We start from the raw sequence: 11,731 nt of genomic DNA, 5'->3' as shown, positions 1-11,731 counted from the left end.
CTCTGATGTTGAAAGAAAAAGGGCGGCTAGCGGGTCGCTCTTTTTCTTGCCTGCCAGTCTGTGCGTGACAGCCTGTAGAAGACATGTCGCCTGAGTGCGGTGTGGTTGTCCGGAACACCTGGATGGTCGAAGTCGGAGGCGGGGTCGGCGATCATGCCCAGGCGCTCCATGACGGCAGTGGACCGGCTGTTATCCTTGACTGCGAAGGACACGATTTCGTCGAGGCCAAGTCTTTCAAAGCCATAGGTGAGCCAGGCTTCGGCTGCTTCCGTGGCATAGAAGCGGCCCCAGAATTCGGGTGCCAGCCGCCAGCCGATCTCGATCGTGCCGGGCGGCAGGAATGGCAAATGATCGGTTCGGGTTATGCCGACGAAGCCGATGCATTCACCTGTGGCTGCGATCTCAGCAGCCGCGAAGCCGAAGCCGTCGCGATTGATAGCCGCGCGCAACTCCTCCATCTTGGCGTCAGCCTGGGCGCGGTCGCGGCGAAACGGAAAGAATTCCATGACCAACTCGTCGGAATTGATGCGATGGAAGAGCTCGCGGTCACGATCTTCCCAGTTGCGCAGGATCAGGCGCTCGGTGCGGATCGGCGTCATTCGACAAATTCCTCCCGGTGATAACCCTGCAGATAAAGCAAGGCGGTGAGGTCGCCGTAGTCGATGCGGATCTTTGCCGCGGCTGCCACGGCCGGCTTGGCATGCATGGCGACGCCGATGCCAGCAAGACGGATCATGTCGAGATCGTTGGCGCCATCGCCGACGGCAATGGCATCGGCAGGTGTCAGGCCGAGGCGGCCGGAAATCTCGATAAGGGCTTCGGCCTTGGCGGCGCGGCCGAGGATCGGTTCGGCGACCAAACCGGTGAAGCGGCGATCCTGCTCGATCAGGCGGTTGGCGCGATTTTCGTGAAAGCCGAGCAATGCTGCGATGCGGGTGGTGAAGATGTCGAAACCACCGGAGATCAGCGCCGTCCAGGCGCCGCTGGCCGCCATCGTCTGGACGAGCGTGCGGCCGCCGGAGGCAAGCGTCAGGCGATTGTCGATGATGCGGTCGATGATCGCGGCATCGAGACCCTTGAGCAGCGCCACGCGCTCGCGCAAGGCCGGCTCGAATGCAATCTCGCCGTTCATCGATCGCGCGGTGATGGCGGCGACACGATCCTTGACGCCGATCTCGTCGGCAAGCTCGTCGATGCATTCCTGGTCGATCATCGTCGAATCCATGTCGGCGATCAGGATCTTCTTGCGCCTGTTCTCAGCCGGCTGGACGGCCACGTCGATCGGTTCGGAAGCAAGCGCGGCATGCAGGCGCGCCGTTATTTCGGAAGCGTCGGCGGTCTCCGGCAAGTCGAGCTCGCAGGCGATGCCTTCGGCCAGCCAGCGAACAGCGCTTGCGCCGACCGACCGCGAGGCCATATTCGCTAGCGTCGACGTCAATGCGCGGCCGGCGGGATGGGATAGAAGCGTGGCGATCAGCGGCATCGAAAATTCCAGCGGACAGGCGGGCGAAGGCCGCGTGAAGAACGCGATCCTGATAGCCGGGCCGACCGCCAGCGGCAAGTCGGCGCTCGCACTCGACCTCGCCGAGCGCAATGGCGGTGTCATCGTCAACACCGATTCCATGCAAGGCTATTCGGTGCTCGACGTGCTGACGGCGCGGCCTGGTCCTGCCGAACTCGCCCGCGTCCGTCACTTTCTTTATGGACACGTCGATCCGTCCACTGCCTATTCCACCGGCGCCTGGTTGCGTGATGTCACGAAGCTGATCGACGACGGCATGCTCTCGGAGCGGCCAGTGATTTTCGTCGGCGGTACCGGGCTTTATTTCCGGGCGCTCACGGAAGGTATGTCGGAGATGCCCGACATTCCGAAGTCGATCCGCGATCGCTGGCGCTACGAACTCCAGGAACAGGGCGCAGTGAGATTGCACCGCATCCTGTTGCGCGAGGATTCTGCGGCCGGCATGATGCTGAAGCCGACGGATGGTCAGCGCATCGTGCGGGCGCTGGAGGTGCTCGACGCATCGGGCCGTTCCATCCTGGAATGGCAGGCCGCGCGTGGCCGGCCGTTGATCGACAGGAGCAGCGCGCGCTTTTTCGTCATCGAGCCGGAGCGAGCGGCGCTGGTGGAGCGGATCGATGTCCGCTTCGACCGCATGCTGGACAAGGGGGCACTGGACGAGGTGAAGCAGCTTTCGGCGCTCGGCCTCGATCCCGACCTGCCGGCGATGAAGGCGATCGGTGTTCGCGAGCTCCAGGCCGCGCTGGCCGGCGCCATCAGTTTTCCCGCGGCCATCGAGCGCGCGAAGATCGCGACGCGGCAATATGCCAAACGGCAGACGACCTGGTTCAGGCACCAATTGGGCCCGGAATGGCAGAGATTGCGTCCGGGTGAGGGGATCGACTCGATGCCCTCACCTCCTCCTTCGAGCGCAACCTGAAAAGTCGACACCGAGGGGCCATTTCGCGTTGAAGTTGTCCAGGTTAACTGTCCGTAAGTTCCCGCATGCCATAAGATCGATAGGAACTTTCCCACGGGGAGCAGATGCGTTTCCATAAGGCGGAATCAGCCTTTTTTGTCTTTATTTTTGTGATCCTGGCCGCCGGCCTGGTGACGCTTTACGCCTATGGGCTCCTGCAAACCCTGGCCGCCGACATTAGCAATACGCCTTCGGAACTCGATGAAATCATCTATCTCAACAAGCTGCTGTTTGCGACCGGCGTGCTGCTGGCGACTGCGCTGTTCTTCGGCATTTTCTTCATCTACCCGCTGATCCGAAAGCAGGCGACGGAAGAAGGCAAGCTGCGTGCCATGACCGTTTCGCTCAGCGCGCGTTCAGAGACGCTGGAGCATGCGGCGCTCACCGACAGCCTCACCGGCATGCAGAACCGCCGCTACTTCGACGATGCGCTGAAGGAATATCTCGAAGAGTTCCGCCGCATCGAGAAACCAGTCGGGCTGATGATCCTCGACCTCGACCATTTCAAGCAGGTCAACGACAGCCACGGCCACGATGTCGGCGACGAGGTGTTGCGGGCGGTCGCAAACTGTCTCAAGGACATGACACGCTATCACGACGTGGTGGCGCGCCTCGGCGGCGAGGAGTTCGCGGTGGTCACGCCCAATATGGATGCCGAGCTGCTATCCAAATTCGCCGAGCGCATCCGCAAGGCGATCGCCAACATGTCGGTGCTGACAGGCAATGTCCGACTGAAAATCACCACCAGCGTCGGGCTTGCTGTCTGGGATCGCAAGGAAACCGCCGAGGAGTTCTATCGCCGCGCCGATCGCCAGCTCTATGAGGCGAAGAGGCAAGGGCGCAACCGCGTCTGCGCCTGAAATTCCGTCGTTAAATTCGTGATGTGGAAATTCGTGATGCTGGCCGTCTGGTATCGTTTTTTGCGTTTCCGGTGCACGCAGACCGACGTCACCCAGTCAAGCTGAGATGCTGCCTTTGTGGGGCTTGCCGGAAATAGAGGTGTTGCCGTGACTAAATCCGACCTCTCAGATCGTTATCGGGGCTATATTGCATGTCTAAACAAGCAGGATTGGCCAAACCTGGGGCGGTTTGTCCATGATGAAGTGACCCACAACGGTCGCAAGCTCGGATTGTCCGGCTATCTCGAAATGTTGGTGAGAGACTTCGACGAAATTCCGGACCTTTACTTCGACATTCAGCTATTGATTGCCGATCCGCCTTATGTAGCGAGCCGGCTAAGCTTCGACTGCACGCCAAGGGGAATGTTCCTTGGGCTCGATGTGAGCGGGAAGAGAATTTCGTTTGCCGAGAACGTATTCTATGAGTTTCAGAGAGGGAAAATTCGCCAGGTGTGGTCAATTATAGACAAGACAGCCATCGAAGCTCAGCTGTGATATCTGCGAGCGCTGCCTAAAAGTCGCTCGGCTCGATCATTCTGGCGGACGCAGCCCGAAGGTCGCCGGCTTGAGGCCGTATCGCAAGTCGAAATCGTCGTTCCGCTGGATGCGTGCGGCCGACGGCTTGCGATAGTCCGAATCGCCGGCCTGCCGGCCCGGATCGACGACTTCCGCGAAAGGCATTGCCTGCTGTGATTTCGGCAGGTTGCGCAGCCGTTCGACGATCGCCACTAGGTCGACCTCGTCGCCGGTTTCGGACGGCAAGGCATTCTCGCGTTTGGCGGTGCCTGGGATCAAATCCTCGGAGAGTTTTTCGAACTTCATCCGCATCGTCGTCGCCACGCCTTCTCCGAAGGCGATGGCCTCGCGCTGGCCCATGGAAGACAGGAACGCCAGCGTCGAGGCCGAGGAATCGGCGATTGCCGAGCGGATGATCGCCTGGTCCTGCTCGTTGGCGAGCCGCATGGCAAAGAACGTCGAGCACTGCGACAGGATGGTCGGGTCGAGTTCGCCCGGGCGCTGGGTGACGACGCCCAGATAACAGCCATATTTGCGGCCTTCCTTGGCGATGCGCGACAGCGCGTGCCGCGTAGGCGCGAAACCGAGGCGCGGATCGGCCGGCATGTAGCGATGCGCTTCCTCGCACAGGAAGAGCAGCCGCAAGCGGCCTTCGCTCCACAATGCCAGGTCGAAGGCCAGCCGCGCCAGCACCGAGCAAACGGAATTGACCACCTCGGATGGCATGCCGGCCATTTCGAAGCAGGTCACCGGGCGGCCGTGATGCGCCACGCGGAAAATGTTGCCGATCGTCTCGTGGATGGTGTCCTCGATCAGGCGCGAGTTGAACATGAAACGGTAGCGCGGATCGGATGCCGCCGATTCGATACGTGCCTTCAGTGACCTGAGGGTCGGGCGATCGTTCTTGCTTTCCAGCAATCCCATGCGCTCGTCGACCAGCTTGATGAGGTCGGCAATGCGATAGGGCACCGGCGCGTCGGCGGTCAGTGCGTCGGTGCTGCGCCGTAGATAGTTGCCGGAGTTCGGATTGCGGTAGAGGTTCTTGGCCGCGGGAATAAGATCGCGCAAGGCGTCGACCTCTTCCGGGACCGTCTCGCGGCCGCGAAACAGCACCTCGGCAAATTCCTCGAGCTTGAACATCCAGAAGGGCAGGTCGAGCGTCGTCGAATCGACCCTAACGCAATGTTCGGGCAACGACGCGGCGAACTCGTTGTGTGGATCGAGGATGAGCACGCGCAGGTCGGGCCGGGCGGCGATCGACTTGCGCAAGAGCAGCGACACGGCGGTCGATTTGCCGACTCCAGTGGTGCCGACAATGGCGAAATGGCGCGCCAGCGTATCATCGATTGCGATATTGGCGTCGATGGCCTCGTCCTGCGACAGCGTGCCGATGGTGATCGAATGACGACCGGCGAGATCGTAGACGGCCTGCAGGTCGCGGCTGCGGATACGATGGGCAATGGCGCCGATATGCGGGTAGGTTGTGATGCCACGGTCGAAGATCGGCTTCGCGCCGGGTTCGGCACCGTCGCGCACCTCGCCGATCAATTCGATGCTGACCTCGATCGGATTCTGGCCCTCGCTGCTCCAGGCACGATCCGACTTGCCGATTTCGTAGACCAGGCCGACGGTTCGTGATGTGCCGAGATTGATCGAGATCATCTTGCCGACGCTCCACAGGCCGGTGACCGTGCCTTCGACGTCGTCGGCATAGGCGCTGATGGTGGCGCGCGCGCCGTCGCATTGCACGACATTGCCCAGAATCCGCTTGTCGTTCTGCTCCGCCCTGCGGCGCTCCAGCAAAGTCGGTTCCCCAATGGAGGCTTCGCGTTCAACGAGCATGGACAGGCCGGTCCCCTTTTCCCAAGCGATGAGCCTAGGCGAACGGGGTTAAGGTGGGATGAGGCCGGATGGTTTAGCGGACATTAAGGAGTTTGCGAAAAGTGGACGAAACGGTCGTTGCCTCGCAGAAAAATTTCGATATATTGGATTAATGGATGATATAGCGAACGACATATCCTCGACTATCGGCAGAAGGATACACACCGAAAGGGTGGCTCGCAGCTGGTCCCTGGCTGAATTGGCGGAGCGGTCCGATGTCTCGAAAGCCATGCTGAGCACGATCGAGCGCGGCATGACCAGCCCGACGGCGGCACTCCTCGTGCGCATCGCGGCCGCCTTCGGCATGACGCTGTCCACATTGATCGCAAGGGCGGAATTGCAGGGCGGTGGCCTGCTTCGCGAAGGTGACCAGCCGCTGTGGCGCGATCCGGCTACGGGTTATGTGCGGCGGCATCTTTCGCCGGTCTCCGACATGCCGCTCGAACTGATCCGGGTCCAGTTGCCGGCCGGCGCCAAGGTAAGTTTCCCGGCGGCGTCCTATGCCTTCATCAGGCAACAGATCTGGCTGATCTCCGGGCGCCTCGAATTCACCGAGGGCGACATCGTTCACAAGCTCGAAACCGGCGACTGCCTGGCGCTCGGCGCGCCATCAGATTGCGTCTTCCACGCTCCGGGGCCGGACGCCGCCGACTATCTGGTTGCGTTGGCCAGGCGCTGAGGTGAAGGCACGCCGTCCGAAACGCTCCGACAATGGTGGGCCGCCGCTCGACGACTATGACGGTCCGCCCTGGGGCAAGGGCGATCCCTATGTCTTTCTTGCCTGGCGGACCGCCCATGCCCAGGCATGGAAAGCGCCGAGCCGCGAGATCATGCTGATGCGGCTGGACAAGGCCGAGCGGCTGGGCCTGACCTATGAGGAATACACGCTCGAACTGCTGGAACGCGGGCGACATCTGCAAGAGGAAGACGCCGATCGCATCGCGGAAATCCGCCGGGCCAGGAAGCGGAAGCGGACCAGTCATTTCGACTGACGGGCGGCGAAGGGAAACCACATGAGTTCGATCGAAATCAGGCCACTCAGCAATACTGACGGAACGCAAAAAATGCTGGCGGATCTGCTGATCGGGACAGTCGCTGCCGGCGGCTCGGTCAGCTTCATGCATCCGCTGGCGCCGGAGATGGCCGCGGCCTTCTGGAACAAGTCGCTTGATGCGGCCGCCAGAGGCGAAAGGGCGGTGCTTGGGGCCTGGAACGGCGAGGCTCTGGTCGGCACAGTCACCTTGCTGCTCGACTGCCCTCCCAACCAGCCGCACCGGGCCGAGATCGCCAAGCTGATGACCCGCCTCGATTGCCGCGGCAAGGGCATAGCAACCCGCCTGATGGAGGCGGCGGAAGCCGTTGCCGTGGAGAAAGGCCGCACGTTGTTGGTCCTTGACACGGCAAAAGAGGAGGGGGCTTCCGGCCTCTATGAAAAGCTCGGCTTCACGCTGGCCGGCGAAATACCGGATTATGCGCTGAAGCCGCATGGCGGGCTCACAGCCACCCTCATCTACTGGAAACGCATTGGTTCAGCCTGATCCGACCCGTGCACATTCGCCGTTGACAGCGGCGTCAAACCAATTCTATTGTCCGCCACCATGAAAAAGGCACTCATTCTCGTAGGAAAGCGCGTGGGCGAGGCGGTGTAACCGCCGGGCGATGACCTCCCATGCGCAAGACACAGGCTCCCTCGGGGGCCTTTTTTATTGCCCGAAACACGACTAAACGACGAGCAATCGCCAGATGGCGAACAGTACGGGACCAGACCGATGAGCAGTGGACAGAATGAGCGGCGCGACATGCCAAGAACTGAAATGCCAAGAACTGAAATGACTGGCGCCGAAATGGTGGTGCAGGCGCTGAAGGACAATGGCGTCAAGCATGTTTTCGGCTATCCGGGCGGCGCGGTTCTGCCAATCTACGATGAAATCTTCCAGCAGGACGAGGTCGAGCACATCCTCGTCCGCCACGAGCAGGGCGCGGGCCATGCGGCGGAAGGCTATGCGCGCTCGACCGGCAAGGCCGGCGTCATGCTGGTGACCTCGGGGCCGGGCGCCACCAATGCGGTGACGCCATTGCAGGACGCGCTGATGGACTCGATCCCGCTGGTCTGCCTGACCGGCCAGGTGCCGACTTCGCTGATCGGCTCGGATGCGTTCCAGGAGTGCGACACGGTCGGCATCACGCGACCCTGCACCAAGCACAACTGGCTGGTAAAGGACGTCAACGAGCTCGCGGCAACGATCCACGAGGCCTTCCATGTGGCAACGACAGGGCGCCCCGGTCCGGTCGTCGTCGACATTCCGAAGGACGTTCAGTTCGCCAAGGGTACCTATGTCCCGCCGCAGACGGCGCCGCGCACCAGCTACCAGCCGAAGGTCCAGGGCGACCTGGAAAAGATCAAGGCGGCGGTCGAGCTGATGGCCGGCGCCAGGAAGCCGATCATCTATTCGGGCGGCGGCGTCATCAATTCCGGCCCGGAGGCGAGCCATCTGCTGCGCAAGCTGGTCGACCTGACCGGCTTTCCCATCACCTCCACGCTGATGGGCCTCGGCGCCTATCCGGCGTCGGGCAAGAACTGGATGGGCATGCTCGGCATGCACGGCACGTATGAGGCGAACATGGCGATGCACGATTGCGACGTCATGCTCTGCATCGGCGCGCGCTTCGACGACCGCATCACCGGGCGGCTGACGGCGTTTTCGCCGAATTCGAAGAAGATCCACATCGACATCGACCCGTCGTCGATCAACAAGAACGTCCACACCGACGTGCCGATCATCGGCGATGTCGGGCGTGTGCTGGAGGATCTGGTGCGGCTGTGGCGGGCAACCGCCAAGACCGACAAGAAAGCGCTTCACCCGTGGTGGGAGCAGATTGCCAAATGGCGCGCCCGCGATTCGCTCGCCTACAAGATGAACCACGAGGTGATCATGCCGCAATATGCCGTCCAGCGGCTCTATGCGCTGACCAAGGACCTCGACACCTACATCACCACCGAGGTCGGCCAGCACCAGATGTGGGCGGCGCAGCACTATCATTTCGAGAAACCGAACCGCTGGATGACCTCCGGCGGACTGGGCACGATGGGCTACGGCCTGCCGGCGGCACTCGGCGTGCAGATCGCGCACCCGGATGCGCTGGTCATTGATATCGCCGGCGACGCCTCGGTGCAGATGACGATGCAGGAGATGAGCGCGGCGGTGCAGCACGAGGCGCCGATCAAGATCTTCATCCTCAACAACCAGTATATGGGCATGGTGCGGCAATGGCAGCAGCTGCTGCACGGCAACCGGCTGTCGCACTCCTACACCGAGGCGATGCCGGATTTCGTCAAGCTCGCCGAAGCCTATGGCGGCCACGGCATTCGCTGCGACAAGCCGGACGAGCTCGATGACGCCATCAAGGAGATGATCGCGGTCAAGAAGCCCGTCCTCTTCGACTGTCGCGTGGCGACGCTCGCCAACTGCTTCCCGATGATTCCGTCCGGCAAGGCGCATAACGAGATGCTGTTGCCTGACGAGGCGACCGACGAAGCTGTGGCCAACGCGATCGACGCCAAGGGCAGGGAACTGGTGTAGCCCGCAACTGCTGAAAGCAGGTTCACAACAATGACGAAGTCAGCAAGGGCATTTTGGTTAATGTTGCACAACACATTTGGTGTGCTGTGCGCATTTGCGATCGTTCTTGCCGTCAATAATAAGGCGATAGCCCAGGATGTCCTTAGGGTGCGAGGAACGACTGTATCGTTAGCTCCCCCGAAAGGTTTCGAGCCCGCAGGAGATTTTGCCGGTTTTGTGAATAACGACATAAAGGGAACGATCGCAGTTACCGAATTACCCAAAGAGGCGTTCGGTCAAATGTCATCGCTTTTTTCAGATGTCGGCAAAATAAATGAAAAATTCTCCAGCGGGGGCATCAAAGCGAATACTCTCGAGTGGCTGAAGATAAATACAGGGGGATCCGTCCCGCTTATACATGGCACGCAGAGTACTTTGGACGGCCATTTTGATAAGTGGATGGCTCTGTATGGCGGAAACAAAACATCCTTAGTGACCCTGCAAGTCATGGAACCAAATTCCCTTGAACCTTCAATCGTCAAGGCTGTCTTTGCTTCGGTGAAGACCGGAATTGCGGCATCGGAAGAGGAGCAGCTTTCGGTCTTGCCATTTGAACTCAAGGTGGTCGAACCCTTTCGGTTCATAGGGACACCGGCAGGCGCGGGAGTGCTGCTCACCGTTGGTCCAAACGATTTGAACTCCGGCAATCTGCAACCGATCTTGCTTGTGATTCATCAAGCAGGGCCAGTGGCACCCGACAGCCTGGAGAAAATGGCTGAAACCCAGCTTAGGACTACGTCAAGCTTCAGGGCTGCGGAGATCCGGTCAACCCGGCCAATAAAGTTTGCCGGAGTGGAGGGTATTTTGCTTGAGGGCACAGTCACCTTGGATGGGAGCGTCAAGCAGTTCTCCCAGCGCTTTAGCATTGGAAAAGACGGCCTCTTTTTGCGTTTGGTTGTGATGGGCAATGAAGCGCAAATGCAAGAATTGCGGGATGTGGTCGAACATATTGCGTCTTCAGTCGCCTTCAAAAGCTAACGGGAGCCCTCTGCTTAGGAAGCTTGCTCTTGGAACAATTATGGAAAAGCCGCCGTAGGCAAACGCCGCAAAAGTATCTCAGTCCCTGTTGGACAACCAAACATCGAGGATAGAAAAGTCACCCCCATGAACGCACAGTTGCAACCGACCGGCTCGGCCTATTTCATCGCCAAGGAGACGGAAAAGCCAGAGAACCACACGCTTTCGGTCCTGGTCGACAATGAGCCGGGCGTGCTTGCCCGGGTCATCGGCCTGTTTTCCGGACGTGGCTACAACATCGAGAGCCTGACGGTCTCGGAAACCGAGCACGAAAAGCACCTGTCGCGCATCACCATCGTGACGCGCGGCACGCCGCACGTGCTGGAGCAGATCAAGCACCAGCTCGAGCGCATCGTGCCGGTGCACCGCGTCGTCGATCTCACCGTGCGGTCGCAGGAATTTGGACAGGAGCGGCCACTGGAGCGGGAACTCGCGCTGGTCAAGGTCGCCGGCACCGGCGAAGCCCGCGTCGAGGCGCTCCGGCTCGCCGATGCATTCCGCGCCAGCGTCATCGATGCCAACACCGAGCATTTCATCTTCGAGATCACCGGCAAGGGGTCCAAGCTCGATCAGTTCATCGCCATCATGAAACCGCTCGGGCTCGTCGAGATCTGCCGCACCGGGGTGGCGGCGATGAACCGCGGCCCGCAAGGGATGTAGTCATCCAGCTTGGCTCTGTCTCATCGCTTTGCCACCGATCGCATTGATTTAGGGAAACGGCATGACCTTCGATGCATTCCTTGCTCTGCTGGTTTATGCCTTCGTGACCTCGGTCACGCCGGGTCCGAACAATTTCATGCTTCTGGCCTCGGGTGTGAATTTCGGCTTGGTCAAGACTGTGCCACACATGCTCGGCATCGGCTTCGGCTTCCTCGTGCTGTTGCTTGCCGTAGGCTTCGGGCTTGGCGCCGTGTTGACGGCCTTTCCGGTGCTGCATACCGGGTTGAAGATCGCCGGCGGCCTTTACCTGCTTTATCTCGCCTGGAAGATCGCCATGTCGCGGTCGCTCGGCGGCGAAGGCGAGGCGAAGGGCCAGCCGATGCGCTTCATCGAGGCTGCGGCTTTCCAGTGGGTCAATCCCAAGGCCTGGGTGATGGCGATTACGGCCATGGCCGTCTATACGAACCCGGAGCGCCCGTTTGTGTCCGTGGTGCTGATCGCGGCTGCGTTCGCCGTCGTCATGCTGCCGAGCATTTCGACCTGGGCCGGTTTCGGCATGGCGCTGCGCGGTTTTCTGGCAGATGCGGTGCGGCTCAAATGGTTCAACATCGCCATGGGCGTGATGCTGGCGGCGACGCTGTGGCCGATGCTGCGTTAG

The 11,731-nt window shown here is 60.8% G+C and carries 13 protein-coding genes; 10 read left to right on the top strand and 3 right to left on the bottom strand.

The window, feature by feature from the left end:
• Nucleotides 1–26: 26 nt before the first annotated feature.
• Both NKH98_RS06815 and serB read right to left on the bottom strand, forming a co-directional pair.
• Entirely contained in the window at nt 27–599 is a 573-nt protein-coding gene (locus NKH98_RS06815) for a GNAT family N-acetyltransferase (protein ID WP_352897298.1), read from the bottom strand.
• Complete coding sequence (gene serB / locus NKH98_RS06810) at nt 596–1,483, bottom strand: phosphoserine phosphatase SerB (protein ID WP_352799580.1); 888 nt, start codon at nt 1,481–1,483, stop codon at nt 596–598. The genes NKH98_RS06815 and serB overlap by 4 nt, the downstream gene beginning before the upstream one ends.
• Here serB and miaA point away from each other — a divergent pair.
• The 3 genes from miaA to NKH98_RS06795 all read left to right on the top strand — a co-directional run bounded on the left by miaA (nt 1,473) and on the right by NKH98_RS06795 (nt 3,874).
• Complete coding sequence (gene miaA, locus NKH98_RS06805; protein WP_352799731.1) at nt 1,473–2,441, top strand: tRNA (adenosine(37)-N6)-dimethylallyltransferase MiaA; 969 nt, start codon at nt 1,473–1,475, stop codon at nt 2,439–2,441. The two genes, serB and miaA, sit on opposite strands and share 11 nt — an antisense overlap.
• 104 nt (nt 2,442–2,545) lie before the next feature.
• Complete coding sequence (locus NKH98_RS06800; protein ID WP_254818928.1) at nt 2,546–3,340, top strand: GGDEF domain-containing protein; 795 nt, start codon at nt 2,546–2,548, stop codon at nt 3,338–3,340.
• A 147-nt stretch (nt 3,341–3,487) separates the two neighbouring features.
• Entirely contained in the window at nt 3,488–3,874 is a 387-nt protein-coding gene (locus NKH98_RS06795; protein WP_352897296.1) for an ester cyclase, read from the top strand.
• A 36-nt stretch (nt 3,875–3,910) separates the two neighbouring features.
• Here NKH98_RS06795 and NKH98_RS06790 read toward each other — a convergent pair whose 3' ends face one another.
• Nucleotides 3,911–5,737, bottom strand: a complete 1,827-nt coding sequence (locus NKH98_RS06790) for an ATP-binding protein (RefSeq protein WP_352897294.1) — start codon at nt 5,735–5,737, stop codon at nt 3,911–3,913.
• A gap of 151 nt (nt 5,738–5,888) precedes the next feature.
• Between NKH98_RS06790 and NKH98_RS06785 the strand changes: the two genes are divergently transcribed.
• From NKH98_RS06785 to NKH98_RS06755, 7 genes are all read left to right on the top strand, one after another.
• Nucleotides 5,889–6,455, top strand: a complete 567-nt coding sequence (locus NKH98_RS06785; RefSeq protein WP_352644620.1) for a helix-turn-helix domain-containing protein — start codon at nt 5,889–5,891, stop codon at nt 6,453–6,455.
• Between the two features lies 1 nt (nt 6,456).
• Nucleotides 6,457–6,768, top strand: a complete 312-nt coding sequence (locus tag NKH98_RS06780) for a hypothetical protein (protein WP_254818924.1) — start codon at nt 6,457–6,459, stop codon at nt 6,766–6,768.
• Nucleotides 6,769–6,789: 21 nt separating this feature from the next.
• A complete protein-coding gene (locus NKH98_RS06775) occupies nt 6,790–7,314 on the top strand; it encodes a GNAT family N-acetyltransferase (protein ID WP_352799586.1) in 525 nt (174 codons plus the stop codon).
• A 291-nt stretch (nt 7,315–7,605) separates the two neighbouring features.
• Nucleotides 7,606–9,357, top strand: a complete 1,752-nt coding sequence (locus NKH98_RS06770; RefSeq protein WP_352897292.1) for an acetolactate synthase 3 large subunit — start codon at nt 7,606–7,608, stop codon at nt 9,355–9,357.
• A 30-nt stretch (nt 9,358–9,387) separates the two neighbouring features.
• Nucleotides 9,388–10,374: a hypothetical protein gene (locus NKH98_RS06765; RefSeq protein WP_352475316.1), complete on the top strand. Its 987-nt coding sequence runs from the start codon at nt 9,388–9,390 to the stop codon at nt 10,372–10,374.
• A gap of 126 nt (nt 10,375–10,500) precedes the next feature.
• The gene (ilvN, locus tag NKH98_RS06760; RefSeq protein ID WP_023676680.1) at nt 10,501–11,073 is read left to right on the top strand and encodes an acetolactate synthase small subunit; all 573 of its coding nucleotides are present in this window, start codon (nt 10,501–10,503) and stop codon (nt 11,071–11,073) included.
• Nucleotides 11,074–11,134: 61 nt separating this feature from the next.
• On the top strand, nt 11,135–11,731 hold the full coding sequence (locus tag NKH98_RS06755) for a LysE family translocator (RefSeq protein ID WP_352897290.1): 597 nt from the start codon (nt 11,135–11,137) through the stop codon (nt 11,729–11,731).

Origin of the sequence: Mesorhizobium sp. M0833 (assembly GCF_040319905.1) — a bacterium.
Classification (GTDB): Bacteria; Pseudomonadota; Alphaproteobacteria; order Rhizobiales; family Rhizobiaceae; genus Mesorhizobium.
This window is presented reverse-complemented; position numbering and strand designations above follow the sequence as displayed.

Bases quoted from the DNA above. Each gene is read 5' to 3' on its own strand.
- NKH98_RS06815 (WP_352897298.1), bottom strand. From the start codon at position 599: ATGACGCCGATCCGCACCGAGCGCCTGATCCTGCGCAACTGGGAAGAT.
- NKH98_RS06755 (WP_352897290.1), top strand. From the start codon at position 11,135: ATGACCTTCGATGCATTCCTTGCTCTGCTGGTTTATGCCTTCGTGACC.
- NKH98_RS06775 (WP_352799586.1), top strand. From the start codon at position 6,790: ATGAGTTCGATCGAAATCAGGCCACTCAGCAATACTGACGGAACGCAA.
- NKH98_RS06770 (WP_352897292.1), top strand. From the start codon at position 7,606: ATGACTGGCGCCGAAATGGTGGTGCAGGCGCTGAAGGACAATGGCGTC.
- ilvN (WP_023676680.1), top strand. From the start codon at position 10,501: ATGAACGCACAGTTGCAACCGACCGGCTCGGCCTATTTCATCGCCAAG.
- NKH98_RS06800 (WP_254818928.1), top strand. From the start codon at position 2,546: ATGCGTTTCCATAAGGCGGAATCAGCCTTTTTTGTCTTTATTTTTGTG.
- serB (WP_352799580.1), bottom strand. From the start codon at position 1,483: ATGCCGCTGATCGCCACGCTTCTATCCCATCCCGCCGGCCGCGCATTG.
- NKH98_RS06785 (WP_352644620.1), top strand. From the start codon at position 5,889: ATGGATGATATAGCGAACGACATATCCTCGACTATCGGCAGAAGGATA.
- NKH98_RS06765 (WP_352475316.1), top strand. From the start codon at position 9,388: ATGACGAAGTCAGCAAGGGCATTTTGGTTAATGTTGCACAACACATTT.
- NKH98_RS06790 (WP_352897294.1), bottom strand. From the start codon at position 5,737: ATGCTCGTTGAACGCGAAGCCTCCATTGGGGAACCGACTTTGCTGGAG.